Here is a 20,439-nt window from a genome sequence, read left to right as displayed (position 1 = left end):
GCTGCGCCGGCCGCCAGCGGCTCGCCGACACCGACTGCGACTCCCACTCCGACGCCGTCGGCCGCGCCCACCCCCACCGTCGACCAGAAAGCGCCCAGCGTTGCCCCGGTGGTCCCGGCCACCACCAGGCCCGCGCCGAAGCCCACGACCAAGGCCCCCACCCAGGCGCCGACGAAGGCGCCTACCGCGCCTGCGGCCGCCGAGTGCGAGATCGTTTCCAACGCCGGGAACTGCTACAGCGCGGGCCAGTTCTGCCGCAAGGCCGACGTCGGGCGGTCCACGCACGCCGCGAACGGGCGCATCATCCACTGCCGCGACGACGGCGGTCAGCCGCGCTGGGGTTATTAGGGCCCGCATGCCGTCGAGACCCGGGGGACGGGCGAGTGGCCCGCGTGATCCGCTCGGTCGGGCCGGTCAGCGGCCCGGCCGGCCGGCCCGGCGGCGCAGACCCCGAGTTTCGGGGCCGAGGCGGCTCACTGGCGGGATAGTAGGGGTATGTGCCGCTCCATTAAGACCCTGCGCCCGCCCGCCATCCCCGACAAGGCCACCGAGGAGGAGATCCGCGCCGCCGCGCTGCAGTACGTACGCAAGGTGTCCGGCTTCCGGGTGCCCGCCGCGCACAACCGCGAGGTGTTCGAGGCGGCCGTGGACGCCGTCGCCGAGGCCACTGCCCAGCTCCTCGACGGAATGCACGTACGGGGCCAGGCCGCCCCCGCCTGACCCCCGGCGGGGCCGCCCCGACCGGGTGAGGGGTCAGGCGGCCGCGCGGCGCCGCAGGACCCACACCCCGGCGCCGAGCGCACCCGCGACGAGGGTGCCGCCCACGGCGATCTGACCTGGGCTCACCGAGTCCATGCTGCCGCCCGTACCGCCGCGCGCGGCGCCCGGCGTGACGTACAGGGACACGGTGACGCGCTCACCGCCCGGGGCGCACTCGAACGTGACCCGGTGGGTGCCCTGGGCGGCGTTGCGGTAGACGGTGGCGCTGCCGAAGAGGTTGGTGGCCTCCAGGTTCCCGGGGGTCAGGCGTGCCTCTCCGAAGGCGCTCGAGGTGGCCCGGCCGACCTTCGTGCCGCAGCCCGCGAGGTTGAGGGCGACCCGGCCGCCCGGGGCGACGGTGGTGGGGGAGACGGAGGCGCTGGGAGCGGCATACGCGATCGCGGCGGGAGTGGCGGCGGCGACGGCCAGGGTCGCGGCGGCGACGGCCAGCAGGCGGCGCGGCGCGGCGGACGGCAGGACACGGGGGGTGGCGGGCGCTTTGACGGGCATGGAGAGAACTCCTCGGCTCCTCGAAACGGCGCGGCCAGGGCACGGATGTGACGCGGATTCGGTTGCGCACCGTGCTGTGGACGCTAGGAGCCCAACCCGGGCGCGGCGATCGGGGCCGGGTGAACGGGTGAGCCACTGCTCCGCCCGGGGGAGCCGTCGGGGCGGTTCCCTACGCCGCCGGTGCCGCCGTCGGCGCAGCCGGACGACGCACCAGGAAGGCCGCCAGGGCGCCCGCGGCGAACAGGGCGATGACGGAGACCGCGGTACCGAGCCACTGGGTACCGAGCCACTGGGTACCGAAATAGCCCAGAGCCACGCTGTAGCCCGCCCAGGCCATGCCCGCCAGCATCGACCAGGGCAGGAACTCCTTCACCTTGCGGTGCGTCTTCCCCGCGCCCAGCGACACCACCGAACGCCCCGCCGGGGCGAAGCGTGCGATCACCACCAGGGCGCCGCCGCCCCGGGCGAGCGCCGTGCCGAGGCGCTCGTGCGCCCGGGTCAGCCGGCGGGAACGGGCGATGGCCCGGTCCAGGCGGGCCCCGCCGCGCCGGCCCAGCCGGTACGCGGCCATGTCCCCCAGCACCGAGGCGGTCGTGGCGATCACGAGCAGGGCCAGGATGTCCGGCACCTGCGCCGGTACGGGAACCGGCCCCGCCGCCCCGGCAGCCGCGGCCGCCGCCGCAGCGGTGATCACCAGAACGCCGCTCGGCAGCACCGGAAGGAAGACGTCCAGTACGACGGACACCGCCACCACGGCGTAGATCCATGGGCTCGCGGTCAGCGACCCCAGAGTCTCAAACAAGGCGGGACTCCCCAGTCCGGTGGACGTTCAGCGGCACGAAGCGCCGCGACGTCGCGGGGGAGCGGCAGGAGCGGCTTGACAGCCATACAGCGTACGCCCGGCGTTCGCACACCGGATGCCCGGGGCGCCCCCGCACCCCCCGCTCGTCAGACCCCCATGCGGTGCCCGATGTCGCACCCGTGCCACACCCGTGCCACACCGAGGCCAGGCCCGCACCCTACTCCGCCCCGGCGAGTTCCCGGTCCAACACCGTTACCAGCCGGGCACCGTCCCGCCTTCTGCCACCCTTGTGCGCCTGGTCCAGCCGCAGCCGGGCCGTCCGACCCGCCAGCGCCAGCGTCATCAACTGGTTCCCGAACCACGGCCCGCCCGTACGCCGCCAGCTCAACGGCGGCCGCCCCGTCCGCCCGTGCCGGGAGAAGCCGCGCCCCAGCCACCGCCCGAACCGCGACCAGCCCAGCCGGAAGCCCAGCTTCACCGCCGTGTGGATGGAGTTGTGCACCGGTGAGCACGTCAGCTGGAACACCCGCGCCGTACTGGGTATTCGCGGCTCCGCCACATACGCGTGGTGCACGTCCCCCGACAGCACGCACACCGTCGCCGGCGCCCGCGGCCCCGTCCCCACCTCCTCGATCAGATCGGTCAGCGCCGCGAACGAGGCGGGGAACGCCGCCCAGTGCTCCAGATCGCTGCGCCGGCGCAGGTTCTCACCGATCCGCGCCCACCGCGACCCCCGCTCCCCGCGGCACAACGCGGCATTCCACGTCTCCGCGTCATGGATCAACGGCGGCATCAGCCACGGCAGCGAGGAGCCGATCAGCAGATGGTCGTACCCTCCGAGCCCGGCCAGCGCGTTCTCCCGCAGCCACTTCTGCTCCGCCGGGTCGAGCATCGCCCGCCCGTCCTCGGCGAGAACCCGGGCGGCCCGGGTGTCCACCATCAGCAGCCGCGTCCGGCCGAAGTCACGCCGGTAGCTCCAGCGCACCGTCGCCGGATCGGCGTCGGCCGCCGACGCGAAGGAGCGCAGCAGATCCGTGCCGTCGGGAACCTGGCGTATCGCCCCGTACAGCCCGTCGGCCGCCAGCTCGGAGGGCGAGAGATTGCCCAGGTGCTGGTACACCCAGTACGACATCAGCCCGCTGACCACCCGCTCCTGCCACCACGGGGTCGCCCTCATCTCCGCCAGCCACGCCGCGCTCGTGTTCCAGTCGTCGATGACGTCGTGGTCGTCGAATATGTGCAGGCTCGGCACGGTCGACAGCAGCCAGCGGATCTCCGGGTCGAGCCAGGACTCGTAGTACAGCCGGGTGTACTCCTCGTAGTCCGCGACCTGCGCGCCGGGAGGATCCCGCAGGTCCCGCCGGGCCGCCAGCCACTGCCGGGTCTCCTGCGACAGGGCGTCCGCGTACACCTGGTCCCCGAGCAGCAGCAGGACATCGGGGCGTACCGCCTCGGGATCGGCTGCCAGCCGCGCCGCGAGGGTGTCGAGCGCGTCCGCCCCGTGCGGCCCGTGCTTCCCGGCCGGCGGCGCGGCCTGCCGGCAGGAGCCGAAGGTGACGCGCAGCCCGGGATCGCGGCCCGCCCCTGCCGGGGCGGCGATCGTGCTGGGCGGGAAGCCGCTGTCCGGCAGCGGCCACACGCGTATCCCGTCGAGCAGCACCTCGTACGCCGTCGTGGTTCCAGGGGTCAGCCCGGTCACCGGCACCAGCGCGTAGTGGTGCCCGGCGATCTGAAAGGTGCGCACACTGCCGCCGGCCCCGTCGGCGCACCGCACCTCCGCCGTGCACGGGCGGTCCGCCTCGACCCATATGGTGGCGGACCCGCCCGTGTCCCAGTCGACGTGGCGCAGCAGCGGACCCAGACGCAATCCGGCCATGTAACTCCCCCTCCTCCGTAGCCCCTTTGATCACGGTACGACGGGGAGGGGGAGCCTCGCCTCCCCCTGGCGGGGGAAATGACCGGCCGCTCGGATCAGCAGCCGTTGAGGACGTTCACCAGGGCGGTCTTCTCCGCGGAGTCCATGCTCAGGCCCCAGTACTGCTTCACGTGGACCCACATCCGCGCGTACGTGCAGCGGTAGGAGGTGCGCGACGGCAGCCACTCGGCGGGGTCGAGGTCGCCCTTGGCCTGGTTGACGTTGTCGGTGACCGCGATGAGCTGCGGGCGGGTGAGGTCGTTGGCGAACTGCTGGCGCTTGGAGGTGGTCCAGGAGCTGGCGCCGGAGCGCCAGGCCTCGGAGAGCGCCACGACGTGGTCGATGTCGATGTCGGAGGCGGCGGTCCAGGTGGCGCCGTCGTACTCGGAGTACCAGCTGCCGCTCACGGCCGCGCAGGAGGAGTCCTGGACGACGTTCACGCCGTCCCGCTTGAGGACGGTCTCGCGGGTGTTGCAGGTGCCGGAGACGGTGCTCCAGTGCGGGAAGAGATCGCGGCTGTAGCCGGTGCTGGAGCCTTCCGCGCGCGGCGTGACCGTCGCCAGGTAGGTGCGGGCGGCGGAGGCGCTGATGGGGGTGGGCGGGGCTGCCTGGGCGGCGGGGGCGTTGATGAGGGAGGTAAGGGACGCGAGGGCGACGGCTGATGCGAACACGCCAATTCGACGCGCGTAGACGTTGGGTATGAGTGCCATGAGGGGCTCCCTGGGTGCGGGGGGTGTGACCGTGCGGCCCCGGCGGGGCGCGGCCATGCTTGCGGCGCCAGGTTTCACGGGGATGGGCGCCAGATGACAGCGTGGCGACATGAGCACGTCAGATCAAGTCGCGCAACGGTCTTCCCTCAAGCGGAAGTTGAGATTCCGGTGTGGTGGGGTGCCGGGCCGCCGGACGGACCGGGACCAAGGGCCTATTCCAGGCACCCGACGATGTCGCGTACCCTGGACGGAGCAGAAGGGGAGTAGCTCTTCGCCGGACCGTCGACATACTGCTGGGTCACCCCAGCCGGCGCCCGGAGGCAGGCCGCGCACAGCGGTCGGCCAGCGAGACCTTCGGCCGCAGTGTCCTGTTCACGCGTTCGCGCACACGTCTGTGCGCATACGCAAGCCAGGGCGCCGCCGAGCCGAAGCGACCCCTGACACATGCGTTCCAGGTCTCTCGGTACCGGCGGCTCCCTGCCCGACCGATTGAGGTTCCACCCCCGTGTTCAGCTTCAGCGTCACGGCGATCGCCTTCGGCGTCGTCTTCCTCGCCGAACTTCCCGACAAGACGGCCCTCGCCGGCCTGATGCTCGGCACCCGCTACCGCGCCTCGTACGTCTTCGCGGGCGTCGCCGCCGCCTTCGCCGTGCACGTCGCCCTCGCCATCGCCGCGGGAAGCGTGCTCACGCTGCTCCCGCACCGGCTCGTACAGGCCGTCGTCGGCGTCCTCTTCCTCGCGGGCGCCGCCATGCTGCTCTGGAAGAAGGACGACGGAGAGGAAGAGGTCAAGCCGCCCGCCGACCAGTCCTTCTGGAAGGTCTCCGGGGCCGGCTTCATGCTCATCCTGGTGGCGGAGTTCGGCGACCTGACCCAGATCATGACCGCCAACCTGGCCGCACGGTACGACAACCCGCTCTCCGTCGGCATCGGCGCCGTGCTCGCCCTGTGGGCGGTCGCCGGCATCGGCATCCTGGGCGGCCGCACCCTGATGAAGTACGTACCCCTCCGCCTGATCACCAAGATCGCCGCCGCCGTGATGGCAGCCCTGGCGGCGTTCTCCTTGTACGAGGCCATCGCGGGCTGATGGGGGGGGGCGGCGTCCGGCTGGTCGGGCGGGGGCTTCGGGGGGCCTGATGCCCCCGGGGCTCATCAGGGAGGGTTTGGGGGTTTCCCGTCAGTCCCACTGTCTCTCCGGGTCGGGCCGGCCTGTCAAGGGCGCTCCCTTCGGTCGCGTCGCTGCGCGATGGCCTCCGGCCACCCTTGACAGACCGTCCCGCCCCGGAAAGCCAAGGACTGTCGGGAAGCCCCCAAAAGAACGGTCCACTGGTTCACGATCACGGGCAGGGGGCATCAGCGATGCAAGGCCTGGGCACGGGTGGCACACCCCCACCCGGCCCGACCGGAAAGCGAAGGCGAGGCGCTGCCTACGCGCCCGATCGCTACGCGCTCCTCAGGTTTCAGCGTCCGGCGGCCGTCTGGGCCCCTACCCGCACCGGAGGGTGATGAGAAGCCCCTGGGAAAGCGGTGGGCGCACCAGATCGCTACGCGCTCCCTCCCTCTCGGCGTCCGGCGGCCGTCTGGGGCTGGACGCGGGCCGCCCACGGTGCTGCAGATGCCCCCTCGCGCGACAGCGGGTCGTTCGTGCCTACTCGGTGGCGAGTTGAGGCGGCGTGGGCCTCGCGGGGTGGATGAAGCTCCTGTTGGCCGTCAAGCGGCGGTGCGCCAGTTGCGGTAGGCGCCGGCGGGGTTGTCGTTGTGGCGTGTGCCGCGTTCGATGCAGGAGATGACGACGGGCCAGACGCCGAAGTATCCGATAGAGGGCCACGAACGATGCCTCGGTGCGGAGGCGGTCCCGGTTGCCGCCAGCGGTGATCAGGAGCTGGACCGCAGACCTGGATTGTGTCCGGTGACCACGTCGTCCAGAACAGCCGTGAGTTGATCGTGCTCGGCGGCCAGGTATCAATGTCAGTGGCGGCCCGTACGGTCGGGGTATGACGGATCAGCGGCAGGTGGGTGGGGGTCAGCAGGTGGACGCGACGGCAGGTGAGTCCTCGGTCAGCAAGGCGGCTGGCCCGGAGCTGCCCGTCGAACGCCCCGAGTGGGAGCCGATACGCGCCTGGGCGCGCGAAAACGGCTACGTGGTCAACAATCGGGGCCGCGTCCCATGGGCCATCAGGGAAGCGTACGAGCAGGAGCATGGCGGCCGGTGACATGGATCCAGACCTCGCCCAAGCGGCCGATGGGGCTGCTGGTTTCCGCCGCCTGCCGGGCTGATCGCCGCCAGATCACTCGCTGCGTAGTGAAGTGAGGCGTTAGGGGCGACGCGTAGTGATCTCATCCGCGCTTCTCGTCGCTGTTTGGTGAGGGTATCCGCTCCCCGGGGCATCTCGTCACCCTCTGGTAGGGGTTGGACCCCAGACGGCCGCCGGACGCTGAGACGTGAGGAGCGCGTAGCGATTTGACGCGCCAACCCGCTCCCCAGGTGCTTCTCGTCGACTTCTGGTGCGGGTAGGACCCCGGACGGCCGCCGGACGCTGAGACGTGAGGAGCGCGTAGCGATCTGGCGCGTAGGCGGTGCCTCGGCTCCGGCTTTCCGGCTGGCCCGGGTGGGGATGGGCCACCCGTGGTCAGGCCCTGGATCGCTGATGGGCCCGGGTGGTCCTCGTGGAACCAGTGGACCGTTCTTTTGGGGGCTTCCCGACAGTCCTTGGCTTTCCGGGGCGGGACGGTCTGTCAAGGGTGGCCGAAGGCCATCGCGCAGCGACGCGACCGAAGGGAGCGCCCTTGACAGGCCGGCCCGACCCGGAGAGACAGTGGGACTGACGGGAAACCCCCAAACCCTCCCTGATCAGGATTGTGGGGATCCCGCCCCTTACACCGCCGCTTCGACCCTGATCTGGATCGAGCCGTCTGCAGTCGTCGCCACGGTGAGGGACGTGAGGTCGGGGGCGTGGGTCGTCGGGGCGTGGGCGGCTGCCCGAGGGCCGATGCCGATCACGCGCATGCCCGCAGCCTGGCCGGCAGCGATACCGGCAGCGGAGTCCTCGAACACGATGCAGTCGGCGGGGTCCACTCCCAGCGCGGCGGCGCCCTTGAGGAAGCCCTCGGGGTGCGGCTTGCTGGCCTGCACGGACTCGGCGGTCACCCGTACCGCAGGCATCGGCAGCGCCGCGGCGGTCATCCTGGCCGTCGCCAGCGCCGCGTCGGCGGAGGTGACCAGTGCGTGCGGCAGTCTGGCGATCGCCGCCATGAACTCAGGGGCCCCCGCGACCGGCACCACGCCGTCGGTGTCGGCCGTCTCGCGGGCCAGCATCACGGCGTTCTCCGCGTGATTGACCTCCATCGGGCGGTCCGGCAGCAGGACGGCCATGGTCGCGTAGCCCTGGCGGCCGTGGACCACCTTGAGGGCTTCCTCCGGGTCCAGCCCGTGCGACACCGCCCACTCGCGCCAGCATCGCTCGACCACCGCGTCGGAATTGACGATGGTGCCGTCCATGTCCAGGAGCAGGGCCTTGGCGGTGAGGACGACAGGTGCGGTGGAGGTGGTGCTGGCCGACATCGGCGGGCTCCAGACGAGGCGGGAAAAGAGAACAAGTGGTTCCGTCCACCGGTCAGGGAGTGAGGACGGAACCACTTTGTTCCTCCACGATACAAAATGCTGGCGCTCTGCGCCACCGCAGAAGGTGTGACTCCTGTCCCTAGCCCAGCCTCGTACGGATGGATTGGCGCGGGCGCAGGGGTGAGATGGGGTGCGCATCGTTCGCGGGCTGTGGGGGGAGGGGGGCAGGACGCGCGGGTGCGGCGCGACGTCGAGTCGGTGGCTCGGGTCCTCCGGCAACGTCACCGCTCGAAGAGCGGGTGCTCGGGCTGGGCGAAGCGGCGACAGCGGCGGCAGCGTGAATGCGGGCGGCGGCAGAGCGTACGACCAGTCCCGCCAGCGGCGCGGACCGGGTCGGGGCACTGCGGGCAGCTCCGAACGGCGGCGCGGGGCGGCGACGGCTTACCTGGCGGCAGCGGCAGCGCCGAGGCAGCGTCAGCGGCGGAGTGACGACTGAAGCGCGGGCTGGCCGCGGTAATGGCGGAGGTGGCGGCGGCCGGGTCTCCCTGTCTGGCCGCTACCACCTCCGCCCCGTACTCCTAGCCCTCCAGCGCCTTGCGCGTGATCGGGCCGTAGACGCCCCACTCTTCGTCGTCGATGTTGTTCTCGTACTGGAACGTCGACACGGCGTTCTCCACCCGCCAGTCGAACTTTCCGTTGATCTTGTACGTGAACAGCCCCCTGGCCGCCAGCAGCCGCTGAAGCTTCTCCACCTCCGCGCCCGAGTCCCCGTACCGCAGGGTCGGTGCCGCCGCAGGCGGCGTGGGGGTGGTAGGACGGCTCGTGCTCGGTGAGGCGCTGGGGGATGGGGGTGCCGACGAGCGGGACGCGCTCGGGGACGGCGAAGCCGACTTGGACGCGCTCGGCGACGGGGACGGCGAAGCCGAGGGAGAGGGGCTGGCCGTTCCGGTGCTGGCCGGGGTGGGGGACGGGCTGGCCGGGGCCAGGCTCGTCACGGGCGCCGATGCCTTTGCGTCCATCAGGGCGGTGTCGTTGCCCGCGGAACTCGGGAGCACCCACAGCGCCACGGCGGTCCCCCCGAGGGCCACCACTGCGGCGGCGCCGATCAGGACCGGGAGGAGTCGGCGGAAAGTGCGGCCGGTGCGCTTCTCGGGGCCCCCTCCCCCTCCCCTCCCCCCGCCTCCGAATGTGCCGGGGACGGCCCCGGACTCCGGGATGGCGCGCAGCTGTGCCGTCTCGGCCGCTTGCGGCGCATGTGCGTGCCCCAGGCCGCTCACGTGTCCCGAGCCGCTCACGTGTCCCGAGCCGCTCACGTGTCCCGAGCCGCCCGCGTGTCCCGGGCCGCCCACGTGTCCCGAGTCACCCACGTGCCCCAGGCCGGCCGGCGCGCCCATGTCGTTCGGGCCGTCATGTTCGCCCGGGGCCGCCGGCCACGGATGCGGCTGCCCGTGCGGGGGCAGCGGGGTTCCGTACGCCGGGGTGTCGTGCTGGGGTGGCGGCGGGGTCACCACGCGGGCTATTGGCGGCGCGGGTGGCAGGGGAGGCAGCGGGGCGTCGTCGTCCGCTTCGCCCGGGTCGGGAAGCGATACGTACGGGCGGACGCGCAGGGGGTCGTAGCCCGTACCCGGCGCGCACCGGCAGGCGGCGCCGAGGGCGCCGCAATCTGGACAGTGCTCACCGTTCACTGGAATCCCTCCCTGGGCCTGCCAGGCATTATGCAGACCCGTCGGGCTGCTCCCAACCCTTTCCCTGTCCCGCCGACAGGCCATAACCGGACACACCACGCAGGATGGAGATGTTGATCCGGCCTGAGGAGGAACGATGGCTCAGGATGTGACCACGGATGCCGTGGACCCCCGGCCGGGCCCGGAGAACTTCGGACCCGCCGCCGAACATGCTCCCCGCGAGGTCCTCGCTTCCATAGGTGCCCTGCTCCTGGGCCTGCTGATCGCCGCCCTCGACCAGACCATCGTCTCCACCGCCCTGCCGACCATCGTCAGCGACCTCGGCGGCATGGCGCACCTGTCCTGGGTCGTCACCGCCTACATGCTCGCCTCCACTGCCGCCACCCCCCTGTGGGGCAAGCTCGGCGACCAGTACGGACGCAAGAAGCTGTTCCAGTACGCCATCGTCCTCTTCCTCATCGGCTCCGCCCTGTGCGGCCTCGCCCAGGACATGGCCCAGCTCATCGGCTTCCGTGCCCTCCAGGGCCTCGGCGGCGGCGGGCTGATCGTGCTGTCCATGGCGATCGTCGGCGACATCGTCCCGCCGCGCGAACGCGGCAAGTACCAGGGCCTGTTCGGTGGTGTCTTCGGTGCGACCAGCGTGCTGGGACCGCTGCTGGGCGGCCTGTTCGTCGACCACCTGTCCTGGCGCTGGGTCTTCTACATCAACCTCCCCATCGGTCTCGTCGCGCTCGCCGTCATCGCCGCCGCGCTGCGCATCCCGGCGCGCTCCTCCAAGCACACGATCGACTACCTCGGCACCCTCCTCATCGCCTCCGTCGCCACCTGCCTCGTCCTGGTCGCCTCGCTCGGCGGCACCACCTGGGCCTGGGGATCGGCCCAGATCATCGGCCTCGCCGTCCTCGGCGCGGTGCTGCTCGTCGCCTTCCTCTCCGTGGAGCGCAGGGCTGCGGAGCCCGTCCTGCCGCTGAAACTGTTCCGCATCCGCACCTTCACCCTCTGCTCGGTGATCAGCTTCGTCGTGGGTTTCGCCATGTTCGGCGCGATGGTCTACCTGCCGACCTTCCTCCAGGTCGTCCAGGGCGTCTCGCCGACGATGTCCGGAGTCCACATGCTGCCGATGGTGCTCGGCATGCTGATCTCCTCCACCGCCTCCGGTCAGATCGTCAGCCGCACCGGCCGGTGGAAGGTGTTCCCCATCACCGGAACCGCCGTCACCGCCGTCGGCCTGCTCCTCCTGCACCAGCTGCACCGCACCAGCAGCACCTGGGAGATGAGCGCCTACTTCTTCGTCTTCGGCGCGGGACTCGGCCTGGTCATGCAGGTACTCGTGCTGGCGGTGCAGAACTCCGTCGGCTACGCGGATCTCGGCGTCGCCACCTCCGGTGCGACCTTCTTCCGTTCCATCGGCGCCTCCTTCGGCGTCGCGATCTTCGGCACGATCTTCACGAACCGCCTCGACGACAAGCTGGCCGCCGCGCTCGCGGGCGTCCCGCTGCCGCCCGGCGCGGGCGCCGCGCAGCTGGAGGCCGACCCGCGGGCCATCGGCGCACTCCCCGCCGAGCTGCGCCCCCGCGTGCTCGACGCCTACGCCACCTCCATCACCGACGTCTTCCTGTACGCGGTGCCCGTCGTGCTCATCGCGTTCGTGATCGCCTGGTTCCTCAGGGAGGACAGGCTCCGCGGCTCGGTCACCGCGCCCGACGTGACCGAGACCCTCGCCTCCAACCCGGTCGAGCGGTCCTCCCGCGACGAGGTCGCCCGGGCGCTCTCGGTGCTCGGCAGCAAGGAGGGCCGCCGGCACGTCTACGAGAAGATCACCGCGAAGGCGGGCTACGACCTGCTGCCCGCAGCGAGCTGGCTGCTGCTGCGGATCAACAAGTACGGGTCGGCGGAGCCCGCCCTGCTGGCCGAGCGCACCATCGTGCCGTTGAAGGCCATCACGGAGGCCGCCCGCCAGGTGGAGGAGCGTCGCCTCGCCGTCCGCGAGGGGCTGGCGCTGGTCCTGACGGATCAGGGGCGAGCTGCGGCGGCCAGGCTCTCCGCCGCGCGCGAGGAGTCCCTCGCCGAGCTCCTCGGCGACTGGTGGGGCCCGGACCGGCCGACCGACCTGGTCAAGCTGGTCCAGGAGATCAACGCGGAGCTGTGCGGGTCCGACGCCGAGGAGCCCTACGACGTCGCGCCCCGCCGCGACCACGCCGCGCGCTGGTCCGCGCGCTGATCCGCGGGCCGGCTGCGGCTCAGGCCAGGGGTCAGGCCGCGGGTCAGGCCGCGTGTCAGGCCAGGCGCTTTTCGAACCAGTGCTCCGCGTACGGGCCCGAGTTGTAGGCCGGTATCTCCGCATACCCGTGCCGCGCGTACAACGCCCGGGCCTCCACGAGGTCCGACCTGGTGTCCAGCCGGACCCGCTCGGCGCCCAGCGCGCGGGCCTCCGCCTCCAGGACCTCGAGCAGCGCCGCGCCGCCGCCGGTGCCGCGGGCGCGCTGGTCGACGTACACCCTCGTGAGCTCGGCGGTGACGGGGTCGATCAGGCGTATCCCGCCGCACGCCAGGGGCTCTCCGGCGAGCCGGCCGACGACGAACTGGCCCGTGGGTGGCACGAGGCCGTCGTCGGGGAAGTCCAGGAGGCCCTGATCGATCTCGGCCTCCGTGACGGACCGTTTCCAGTAACGGCCCGCGACCTCGGCGTAGTAGGCGCGGCGCAGAACGGTGGCGTCGGGCGTGGTGAACGGCTCGGGCGCCACGGCCCAGGTGTGTGTGCGGTGTTCGCTGTGCGTGGTCATGAGGTCATTGTGGAGTTCGCCGCGGATCTCTGGCGTGCAATATCCACAGGGACGGGCTGATGATAGGAAAAAGGGCAAACCGCGCGTCCTGGAGGGTGTGAAACACCATGTCCGAGCATCCCGACTGTGCCCTGGTCCGCCGCGGCTACGAGGCCTTCGCCAAGGGCGACATGGAGGCGCTGAGCGCGCTGATGACGGCCGACGTCATCCACCACGTGCCCGGCAACAACCCGCTCTCCGGCCACCACAAGGGGCGGGAGAACGTCCTGGACTTCTACCGCAGGCTCGGGGAGGAGACCAACGGCACCTTCCAGGTCCACCTGGAATCGGTCCTCGCCGACGGCCGCGGCCACGTCATGAGTTTCCACACGGCACGCGGCGACCGGGGCGACCGGGGCATCGAGATCCGCGAGGGCCTGTTCTTCACCATCGTCGGCCACAAGATCACCGACATCGACCAGTGCACCGCCGACATCGACGAGGAAGACGCCTTCTGGAGCTGAGCGCTCCCGGAAGAGCAGCTCCCGGAAGAGCAGCCCCCCGAAGAGCAGCTCCCGTAAGCCTGTAAGAGCAGCCGGAGGCGGCTCGGAGCGCGCGCCCCGAGCCGCCTCCCGTGGCTTCACGCCTGCTTCGGCGCCGCCTGCTGCACGACCTCGAACGACCACACCGACGAACCCGTGGCCGCCGGCTTCGGGCGCTCGCCGCCGCCCTCGCCGCCGCCCGCCGCGCCGCCGCCCGCCGCGCCGCCACCCTGGTGAGCGGCCTTCATCGGCCCCTCCATCCACGCCTGGAAGTCCTCCTCGGACCGCCACCGCGTGTACACGAGGTACTGGTCGGTGCCCTCCACCGGGCGCAGCAGCTCGAACCACTCGAACCCGTCCGAGCTCTCCACCGCTCCCGCCCGCGAGGCGAACCGCTGCTCCAGAACCTCCCGCTGCTCGGCCGGCACGGTCAGCGCGTTGATCTTCACGATGCTCATGCAGGCCATCCTAGGTATCTCGCGCGGGATATCGTCGTCCAGGTAATGGAACGGGGCACGAAACGCGGCAGCCAGGCGAAGTCGGGGTTGCGGTCAACAGGGCGGGAGGCCGGCGAGGCGTGGCTAACGCGGCGGAGCACAGCGGTGCGAACGGACATGCCGGAGTCATAGGCGGTAGCGGTGGCGGGGGCAGGCTGGGGGCGGCACGCCTCCTCCTGTGGGCGCTGGCGGGCGCACTCGCCGTCAGACAGGCCGCCGTCGTGCTGAGCGTCCCACCGGGCCAGTGGCTGAGCGGTTTCCAGCTCCCCGGCAGCCTGCCCGGCTCGCTCTACGACGCCGGGCAGTTCACCGGCACGCCGTTCGCCGGGCTGGTCCTCAAACCGCTCGTCGGCCTCGCCGCGCCGTCGCTGGAGGTCGCCTGGATCTCCCTGACGCTGCTGTTCGTCGCCGCGATCGGACTCGTCGCCGCGCGCGCCCTGCCCGACCCCGTGCCGCGCCGCACCGCACTGCTGGCCGCGCCCGTGCTGACCGCCCTGATGATGGTCTCGCTGCCCGTCCGCGAGGCCTCCTCACCCGGCCGGACCGCCGTGCTGCCCGTGCTCCTGGTCCTCCTCGCCGTCTTCCGCGTCCCCGGCGAGCGCCCGGCCGGCTTCCTCATCGGCCTGGCCGCGGCACTCCAGCCCGCCCTGCTGCTCTTCGCCCCCTTCCTGTGGCTCACCGGCCGCCGCCCCACCGCCGGGGCCGCCGCCGCCACGTTCGCCGGAGCCACCGCGCTGTCCTGGGCGGCCATGCCGCGCGACTCGTGGACGTACTGGGTCCAGCATCTGGCCGGCACCGGCCTCGGCGGGGCCCCCGACAGCCTCGCCAACCAGTCCGTGCACGGCGCCCTGCTGCGCTTCGGCCTGACCGGACCGCTCGAGATCCTGCTCTACGCGGCCCTCGCGGCCGGCATCGCCTTCATCGGCCTGCGCCGCGCCGTCCGCTACGCCCGGGACGGGCAGCTGCTGCTCGCCGTCGCCGTCACCGGCTGCGTGGCCATCGCCGTGTCCCCGGCCGGCTGGCGCCACCAGCTGCTGTGGGTGCTGCTCGCGGTCGCGGGCAAGGTCGGCAGGCGCGCCGCCGACCGGCCCGTGTGGCCCGTCGCCGTGATCCTGATCATGACCCTGCCCAGTGCGGTGCTGCTGCCGAACCTGGCCGCGCTGGCCCCCGTACGCGACAACGTGCTGCTCCTCGCCGCGCTGGCCGCCGCATGCGCCGTACCGTTCCTGCCGCGCTCCTCGCCGTACTGGCGCGAGCCCGTCCCGACGGCCTACGGGAAGCCCGCGGCCGCCCGCTGGCAGCGGGTGCCGCTGCTGCCGCTGTGGCGGCGCGTGCTGTCCCGCCCCAACCTGCTGCTGGAACTCCTGCTGATACGGGTCGGGTACTCGCTCTACTCGCACATCAGGGCCGCGGCGCCCACCAGCCGCGACCTCGCCGAGGGCAATGCCCACCAGATCCTCGGGTTCGAGCGGGCCCTCGGCATGGACATCGAGCACGCCGTGAACCTCGCCGTCGTCAATACGCCCTGGCTGGAGGCGTTCTTCAACTTCTACTACACCTCCTTCCACTTCGTGGTGCCGCTGACGATCCTGGCCGTCCTGTACTGGCGCCGCCCGGGCGACTACCGCTGGGCGCGCGCCTCCCTGGGGCTGGCGACGGTCCTGGCGCTCATAGGCTTCTGGCTGTACCCGCTCGCGCCGCCGCGCCTGATGCCCGGCCTCGGCTTCATCGACACCGTGCACGGCCCGCAGGACCTGGCCAACCCGTCGTACGGGGCCATGACCGCGATCTCCAACCAGTACGCGGCGATGCCCTCCCTGCACTTCGGCTGGTCGCTGTGGTGCGGGATCGTCATCGTCGTGCTGGCGCCGAAGGGCTGGCAGAAACTGCTCGGTGCGCTCCACCCGCTGATCACGGTGTGCGCGATCGTCGCCACCGCCAACCACTGGGTCCTCGACGCGGTGGGCGGCGCGATCGTCGTGGGCGCCGGATTCGGGCTCGTGTACCTGCTCTCCGGTCCGCGGCGGCTGCGGGCGAGCCTGCCCGCGCAACGTACGGGCGGCGAAGACCAGCAGCCGGAGGTCAGGGCCCCGGCGGGGGCGCGGGCGTCGTAGCCGGCGCCGCGGACGCCGGGGCGGGCGGCGGCGTGGATGCCGGGGCCGATGCCGGGGCGGATACCGGGGCGGGCGGGATGTTCTGGTTGAGGTGGAAGAGGTTCCCGGGGTCGTAGCGGCGCTTCAGCTCCCGCAGGCGCCGGTACTTCTCCGCCCCGTAGGCCTGCTCGATCCGCTCCTCGCCCTCCTCCATCAGGAAGTTCGCGTAGACCCCGGTCTGGTGGGGGGCGAGCGCCGACCACAGGCCGCGCGCCCACGTCCGCTCCGCGTCGAAGCCCTCGGAGTCCAGCGTCGTCCCGTTGATGTTGAAGGTGTGCCCGGCGCCGCGCCCGCCGAAGGCCGTCTCGTCCTCCCCGACGCGGGCGATGGCCCCGCCCAGCTGGAAGATCGGGAAGGCGGTGAACGGTGAGACGATCCGGGCCGCGTGCTCGGCCGTACGGTCGATGATCTCGTCGGTGAGCCGCTCGACGTCGCAGGACTTGAAGTAGTACCAGCGGCCGTGGGGGAAGGACGGGTCGAACATCGCCTGGTGTTCGGTGAACGGCTTGGGCGCACACAGGTCGAGTACGGGCGCGGGCCCGGCGTCCTCGCGCAGCGGCCGCAGCACCTCCTGCCCCTCCTCGACCGGGCCCGCGTAGCAGCAGACCACCATCACGACGGGCTTCCCCTGCAGGTCGGGCGGGATGTACGGGGCCACGGGCGCCTTGCGGTGGACGACGGCCGTCGTCAGCTCGTCCGGTACGCCGGTGATCCAGTCGCGGTAGAAGCGCAGCAGCCGCGCCGATTCGGCCATCGGCCAGACGATCGGGCCGGCCAGCACGATCGGTCCGAGCGGATTGAGCCGGAACGTGAACTCCGTGACGATCCCGAAGTTCCCGCCGCCGCCGCGCACACCCCAGAAGAGGTCGGGGTTCTCGTCCTCGTTCGCCTTCACGAAGGACCCGTCGGCGAGGACCATGTCCACCGAGAGCAGCTGGTCGACGGTGAGCCCGTACTTGCGCATCAGCCAGCCGATGCCGCCGCCGAGGGTGAGCCCCGCCAGCCCGGTGTGCGTGACGATCCCGGCCGGTACGGCCAGCCCGAACGCCTGCGTCTCGTGGTCCAGCTCGCCCAGCAGCACCCCGGCCTGCGCCCTGACGGTCCGGGCCTCCGGGTCCACCCGGATGCCGCGCAGGGGTGAGAGGTCGATGACGATCCCGCCGTCGCACACGGACTGCCCGGGGAAGCTGTGCCCGCCGCCCCGCACGGCGACCGGAAGCCCCGCCGCCGGTCCGGCCGCGAACCCCACGGCGTCCCTGACGTCCGCGACGCCCGTGCAGTAGGCGATGAGGGCGGGGGAGCGGTCGATGGAGCCGTTCCAGATCCGCCGGTCCTCGTCGTACGTGGGGTCCCCGGGCTGCACGAGCCGCCCCCGGAAGGACTGACCGAGCGTGGCCATGCCTTCAGTCTGGCACCGGGCGGAGCGGGACGCACTCGAGCAGCCCCCCGCACGCTTCGCGCAGGCCGAAGGGGCGCCGGGCCGAAGGAGCGCCGGGGCGCAGATGGCCCCGGCGCCCCTTCGGCTGGATCGCCGCTGTCGTAAGGATCACCCCGTTCGGGCGGCGCCGCCACTCGAACGGTCGCCAGCGGACGGCAGGGGCCGGGGCGTGGGAGGAAGGGCCCCTGCCGTCCTGGGTCGCGGGTCAGCCGTGGCTGACCCGGAGTTCCTTGATGCCGTTGAGCCAGGCCGCGCGCAGGCGGCGCGGGTCCTCGCCCGTCAGGCGGAGGTCGGGCAGCGTGTCGGCCAGGGCGTTGAAGATGAGGTCGATCTCCATGACGGCCAGGGACTTGCCGAGGCAGAAGTGCGGGCCGCCGCCGCCGAAGCCCAAGTGCGGGTTGGGGTCGCGGGTGATGTCGAAGACGCCGGGGTCGGTGAAGACCTCGGGGTCGTGGTTGGCGGAGGAGTAGAACATCCCGACCCGGTCGCCCGCCTTGATCTTCTGGCCGCCCAGCTCGGTGTCCTGGGTGGCGGTGCGCTGGAAGGACACCACGGGCGTGGCCCAGCGCACGATCTCCTCGGCGGCGGTGGACGGCCGGGTCGCCTTGTACAGCTCCCACTGCTCGGGGTGGGTGAGGAAGGCGTGCATGCCGTGGCTGATCGCGTTGCGGGTGGTCTCGTTGCCCGCCACCGCCAGGAGCAGGACGAACATGCCGAACTCGTCGGAGCCGAGGTTGCCCTGGCCCTCGGCCGCCACCAGCTGCGTCACGATGTCCTTGGCCGGGCACTCCTTGCGTTCGGCGGACAGGTTCATGGCGTAGCCGATGAGCTCCATCGCCGCCTCGGCGCCGACCTCCTCGGTGATCGCGTACTCCGGGTCGTCGTAGGCGATCATCTTGTTCGACCAGTCGAAGATCTTGGCGCGGTCCTTCTGCGGTACGCCGATCAGCTCCGCGATGGCCTGGAGCGGGAGCTCGCAGGCCACTTGCGTGACGAAGTCGAAGCTGCCGTCGCCCGCCCCGGCCAGCGCCTCCTCGACGATCTTGCGGGCGCGGTCGCGCAGGGCCTCCTCCAGTCCGCGGATGGCCCGCGGGGTGAATCCGCGCTGCACGATCTGGCGTACGCGCGTGTGCTCGGGCGGATCCATGTTCAGCATGATCAGGCGCTGGGCATCTATCTGGTCGCGCTGGATGTGCTCGTTGAAGCGGATGATCGCCGTATTGGTGGTGGAGGAGAACAGTTCCGGGTGCGTGGAGACGTACTTGACGTCCGCGTGCCGGGTCACGACCCAGTAGCCCTCGTCGTCGAAACCGGTGATGCCGCGCCGCTGCGGGCACCACCACACGGGGGCGGTCTGCCGCAGCTGCGCGAACTCCGGGAGCGGGACCCGGCTCTGGAGCAGGTCGGGGTCGGTGGCGTCGAAGCCTTCGGGCAGCGCGGGACAGGACATGGGCGACTCCAAAGTCTGACGGCCCATCAGAAGTTGGCTTGAAGGTAGTAACGAGTTCTAGAAGTGACAAGGGTCGGCGCATCAACTGTTGCGTGGGGAATCCGTGCAGGCCGCGTGCAAGACCCTTGCGTGCCGGGGCTTCAGGTCATAAGACTGCGGGGAGAACTAGAACGCGTACTAGTTCGGGCGGGGCGCCGGGACGGCCCGCCGCGCTGTCGCAGTGCAGGAGAGGACGAGCTCATGGCCGCGGAACCCGTCATCGTCGAAGCCGTACGCACCCCCATCGGCAAGCGCGGGGGCGCGCTCGCCAACCTCCATCCCGCCTACCTCCTCGGCGAGACGTACCGGGAGCTCCTCGCCCGTACCGGAATCCAGCCCGACTGCGTCGAGCAGATCGTCGGCGGCACCGTCACCCACGCCGGCGAGCAGTCGATGAATCCGGCCCGCAACGCCTGGCTGGCCATGGGGCTCCCGTACGAGACCGCGGCGACGACGGTGGACTGCCAGTGCGGCAGCTCCCAGCAGGCCAACCACATGGTCGCCAACATGATCTCCGGCGGGGTCATGGACATCGGCATCGCCTGCGGGGTCGAGGCCATGAGCCGCGTACCGCTGGGGTCGGGATCGAAGCACGGCCCCGGCAAGCCGTTCCCGGACGAGTGGAACGTGGACCTGCCCAACCAGTTCGAGGCCGCCGAGCGGATCGCCCGCCACCGGGGCCTGACCCGCCAGGACGTCGACGCGCTGGGGCTGCTCTCGCAGGAGCGGGCCGCGGCCGCCTGGGCCGAGGAGCGCTTCAAGCGCGAGACCTTCGCCGTGCAGGTGCCGACGACGGAGGAGGAACAGGCCGCCGGACAGGGCATGTGGCGCCTGGTCGACCGGGACGAGGGCCTGCGCGACACGTCCATGGAGGCGCTGGCCCGGCTCAAGCCGGTCATGCCGACCGCCGTGCACACCGCCGGGAACTCCTCGCAGATCTCCGACGGGGCCGCCGCCGTGATGTGGGCCTCGCGCAAGATGGCCCGCGCGCTCAAGCTGCGGCCGCGCGCCCGGATCATCGCCCAGACCCTGGTCGGCGCCGACCCGCACTACCACCTGGACGGGCCGATCGACGCGACCCGGGCCGTGCTGGGCAAGGCCGGCATGTCCCTCAAGGACATCGACCTCGTCGAGATCAACGAGGCCTTCGCCTCCGTCGTCCTCAGCTGGGCCCAGGTCTTCGACCAGGACCTGGAGAAGGTCAACGTCAACGGCGGGGGCATCGCGCTCGGCCACCCCGTCGGCGCCACCGGCGCCCGGCTGATCACCACCGCGCTGCACGAGCTGGAGCGCCGCGACAAGGAATTCGCGCTGATCACCATGTGCGCGGGCGGCGCGCTCGCGACCGGCACGATCATCCAGCGCCTGTAGGTGCTGCGCGGCGCCGCCGGGCGCCGCACACGGACCCGTGGGATGGGATGCAGAAGGCCCCGGCGGCCGGACCTGGGGAGGCCGGCCGCCGGGGCTTTCGTATGTCTGCTACTGCTGTGCTGCCGTGCTGCTGTGCTGCCGTCGGTGGTGCGGCTTAGTACCAGTGGTTGGCGGACCAGAAGTTCCAGGCGCCGACCGGGCTGCCGTAGCGCTCGTTCATGTAGTCCAGGCCCCACTTGATCTG

General features: G+C 71.8%; 18 protein-coding genes and 1 pseudogene. 8 read left to right on the top strand and 11 right to left on the bottom strand.

The genetic code is table 11. From position 1 onward, the window contains the following. The first annotated feature begins 108 nt into the window (after positions 1 to 108). A complete protein-coding gene (locus ACZ6I1_RS16515) occupies positions 109 to 348 on the top strand; it encodes a hypothetical protein (RefSeq protein ID WP_469287691.1) in 240 nt (79 codons plus the stop codon). Between the two features lie 147 nt (positions 349 to 495). Beyond that, positions 496 to 720, top strand: coding sequence for a DUF2277 domain-containing protein (locus ACZ6I1_RS16510; protein ID WP_469287689.1), 225 nt, complete (start codon positions 496 to 498; stop codon positions 718 to 720). 33 nt (positions 721 to 753) lie between these two features. Here ACZ6I1_RS16510 and ACZ6I1_RS16505 read toward each other — a convergent pair whose 3' ends face one another. The 4 genes from ACZ6I1_RS16505 to ACZ6I1_RS16490 all read right to left on the bottom strand — a co-directional run bounded on the left by ACZ6I1_RS16505 (position 754) and on the right by ACZ6I1_RS16490 (position 4,687). Next, positions 754 to 1,269 (bottom strand): hypothetical protein, encoded by a 516-nt coding sequence (locus tag ACZ6I1_RS16505; protein WP_469287687.1) that lies wholly within the window; start codon positions 1,267 to 1,269, stop codon positions 754 to 756. 169 nt (positions 1,270 to 1,438) lie between these two features. Further along, complete coding sequence (locus tag ACZ6I1_RS16500; RefSeq protein ID WP_469287685.1) at positions 1,439 to 2,071, bottom strand: DedA family protein; 633 nt, start codon at positions 2,069 to 2,071, stop codon at positions 1,439 to 1,441. A 217-nt stretch (positions 2,072 to 2,288) separates the two neighbouring features. Continuing rightward, positions 2,289 to 3,947 (bottom strand): alkaline phosphatase D family protein, encoded by a 1,659-nt coding sequence (locus ACZ6I1_RS16495; RefSeq protein WP_469287683.1) that lies wholly within the window; start codon positions 3,945 to 3,947, stop codon positions 2,289 to 2,291. Between the two features lie 95 nt (positions 3,948 to 4,042). Next, positions 4,043 to 4,687, bottom strand: a complete 645-nt coding sequence (locus ACZ6I1_RS16490; protein WP_469287968.1) for an HNH endonuclease family protein — start codon at positions 4,685 to 4,687, stop codon at positions 4,043 to 4,045. Positions 4,688 to 5,201: 514 nt separating this feature from the next. On the opposite strand from ACZ6I1_RS16490, the gene ACZ6I1_RS16485 reads away from it, so the two are divergent. Together ACZ6I1_RS16485 and ACZ6I1_RS16480 are read left to right on the top strand one after the other, a co-directional pair. Then, complete coding sequence (locus tag ACZ6I1_RS16485) at positions 5,202 to 5,783, top strand: TMEM165/GDT1 family protein (protein ID WP_469287681.1); 582 nt, start codon at positions 5,202 to 5,204, stop codon at positions 5,781 to 5,783. A gap of 1,024 nt (positions 5,784 to 6,807) precedes the next feature. Then, positions 6,808 to 6,909, top strand: a pseudogene (locus ACZ6I1_RS16480) (Lsr2 family DNA-binding protein); the annotation flags it as partial. Between the two features lie 662 nt (positions 6,910 to 7,571). Here ACZ6I1_RS16480 and ACZ6I1_RS16475 read toward each other — a convergent pair. Beyond that, the gene (locus ACZ6I1_RS16475) at positions 7,572 to 8,258 is read right to left on the bottom strand and encodes an HAD-IA family hydrolase (RefSeq protein WP_469287679.1); all 687 of its coding nucleotides are present in this window, start codon (positions 8,256 to 8,258) and stop codon (positions 7,572 to 7,574) included. Positions 8,259 to 8,836: 578 nt separating this feature from the next. After that, positions 8,837 to 9,010 carry a peptidoglycan-binding domain-containing protein gene (locus tag ACZ6I1_RS16470; protein ID WP_469287677.1) on the bottom strand — a complete coding sequence of 58 codons (174 nt, stop codon included), beginning with the start codon at positions 9,008 to 9,010 and terminating at the stop codon, positions 8,837 to 8,839. A 1,069-nt stretch (positions 9,011 to 10,079) separates the two neighbouring features. Between ACZ6I1_RS16470 and ACZ6I1_RS16465 the strand changes: the two genes are divergently transcribed. Further along, the gene (locus tag ACZ6I1_RS16465; protein ID WP_469287675.1) at positions 10,080 to 12,164 is read left to right on the top strand and encodes an MDR family MFS transporter; all 2,085 of its coding nucleotides are present in this window, start codon (positions 10,080 to 10,082) and stop codon (positions 12,162 to 12,164) included. A gap of 55 nt (positions 12,165 to 12,219) precedes the next feature. On the opposite strand, the gene ACZ6I1_RS16460 is transcribed toward ACZ6I1_RS16465, so the two are convergent. Then, positions 12,220 to 12,726, bottom strand: coding sequence for a GNAT family N-acetyltransferase (locus ACZ6I1_RS16460; RefSeq protein WP_469287673.1), 507 nt, complete (start codon positions 12,724 to 12,726; stop codon positions 12,220 to 12,222). Positions 12,727 to 12,833: 107 nt separating this feature from the next. Between ACZ6I1_RS16460 and ACZ6I1_RS16455 the strand changes: the two genes are divergently transcribed. Continuing rightward, complete coding sequence (locus ACZ6I1_RS16455; protein ID WP_469287671.1) at positions 12,834 to 13,229, top strand: nuclear transport factor 2 family protein; 396 nt, start codon at positions 12,834 to 12,836, stop codon at positions 13,227 to 13,229. 116 nt (positions 13,230 to 13,345) lie between these two features. Here the strand turns inward: ACZ6I1_RS16455 and ACZ6I1_RS16450 are convergent, their stop codons facing one another. Next, positions 13,346 to 13,705 carry an antibiotic biosynthesis monooxygenase family protein gene (locus tag ACZ6I1_RS16450; RefSeq protein WP_469287669.1) on the bottom strand — a complete coding sequence of 120 codons (360 nt, stop codon included), beginning with the start codon at positions 13,703 to 13,705 and terminating at the stop codon, positions 13,346 to 13,348. 119 nt (positions 13,706 to 13,824) lie between these two features. Here ACZ6I1_RS16450 and ACZ6I1_RS16445 point away from each other — a divergent pair, with 119 nt between their 5' ends. Further along, positions 13,825 to 15,858 (top strand): bifunctional glycosyltransferase 87/phosphatase PAP2 family protein, encoded by a 2,034-nt coding sequence (locus tag ACZ6I1_RS16445; RefSeq protein WP_469287667.1) that lies wholly within the window; start codon positions 13,825 to 13,827, stop codon positions 15,856 to 15,858. Here ACZ6I1_RS16445 and ACZ6I1_RS16440 read toward each other — a convergent pair. Both ACZ6I1_RS16440 and ACZ6I1_RS16435 read right to left on the bottom strand, forming a co-directional pair. Continuing rightward, entirely contained in the window at positions 15,827 to 17,296 is a 1,470-nt protein-coding gene (locus ACZ6I1_RS16440) for an FAD-binding oxidoreductase (protein ID WP_469287665.1), read from the bottom strand. The genes ACZ6I1_RS16445 and ACZ6I1_RS16440 overlap by 32 nt on opposite strands. A 244-nt stretch (positions 17,297 to 17,540) precedes the next feature. Beyond that, positions 17,541 to 18,785: a cytochrome P450 gene (locus ACZ6I1_RS16435; RefSeq protein WP_469287663.1), complete on the bottom strand. Its 1,245-nt coding sequence runs from the start codon at positions 18,783 to 18,785 to the stop codon at positions 17,541 to 17,543. Positions 18,786 to 19,025: 240 nt separating this feature from the next. Here ACZ6I1_RS16435 and ACZ6I1_RS16430 point away from each other — a divergent pair, with 240 nt between their 5' ends. Continuing rightward, positions 19,026 to 20,195, top strand: coding sequence for a steroid 3-ketoacyl-CoA thiolase (locus tag ACZ6I1_RS16430; protein WP_469287661.1), 1,170 nt, complete (start codon positions 19,026 to 19,028; stop codon positions 20,193 to 20,195). 154 nt (positions 20,196 to 20,349) lie between these two features. Here the strand turns inward: ACZ6I1_RS16430 and ACZ6I1_RS16425 are convergent. Next, on the bottom strand, positions 20,350 to 20,439 hold a 90-nt coding region (locus ACZ6I1_RS16425; protein WP_469287966.1), incomplete at its 5' end, for an aggregation-promoting factor C-terminal-like domain-containing protein.

This window comes from Streptomyces sp. NPDC046303, assembly GCF_055588085.1.
The sequence above is the reverse complement of the archived record's forward strand: the minus strand, read 5'-3'. Positions and strand labels throughout refer to the sequence as shown.

What these genes read in the sequence shown, in the direction of transcription:
- ACZ6I1_RS16510 (WP_469287689.1), top strand. Translation starts at nt 496, where the DNA reads ATGTGCCGCTCCATTAAGACCCTGCGCCCGCCCGCCATCCCCGACAAG.
- ACZ6I1_RS16505 (WP_469287687.1), bottom strand. Translation starts at nt 1,269, where the DNA reads ATGCCCGTCAAAGCGCCCGCCACCCCCCGTGTCCTGCCGTCCGCCGCG.
- ACZ6I1_RS16495 (WP_469287683.1), bottom strand. Translation starts at nt 3,947, where the DNA reads ATGGCCGGATTGCGTCTGGGTCCGCTGCTGCGCCACGTCGACTGGGAC.
- ACZ6I1_RS16475 (WP_469287679.1), bottom strand. Translation starts at nt 8,258, where the DNA reads ATGTCGGCCAGCACCACCTCCACCGCACCTGTCGTCCTCACCGCCAAG.
- ACZ6I1_RS16465 (WP_469287675.1), top strand. Translation starts at nt 10,080, where the DNA reads ATGGCTCAGGATGTGACCACGGATGCCGTGGACCCCCGGCCGGGCCCG.
- ACZ6I1_RS16460 (WP_469287673.1), bottom strand. Translation starts at nt 12,726, where the DNA reads ATGACCACGCACAGCGAACACCGCACACACACCTGGGCCGTGGCGCCC.
- ACZ6I1_RS16455 (WP_469287671.1), top strand. Translation starts at nt 12,834, where the DNA reads ATGTCCGAGCATCCCGACTGTGCCCTGGTCCGCCGCGGCTACGAGGCC.
- ACZ6I1_RS16450 (WP_469287669.1), bottom strand. Translation starts at nt 13,705, where the DNA reads ATGAGCATCGTGAAGATCAACGCGCTGACCGTGCCGGCCGAGCAGCGG.
- ACZ6I1_RS16440 (WP_469287665.1), bottom strand. Translation starts at nt 17,296, where the DNA reads ATGGCCACGCTCGGTCAGTCCTTCCGGGGGCGGCTCGTGCAGCCCGGG.
- ACZ6I1_RS16435 (WP_469287663.1), bottom strand. Translation starts at nt 18,785, where the DNA reads ATGTCCTGTCCCGCGCTGCCCGAAGGCTTCGACGCCACCGACCCCGAC.
- ACZ6I1_RS16430 (WP_469287661.1), top strand. Translation starts at nt 19,026, where the DNA reads ATGGCCGCGGAACCCGTCATCGTCGAAGCCGTACGCACCCCCATCGGC.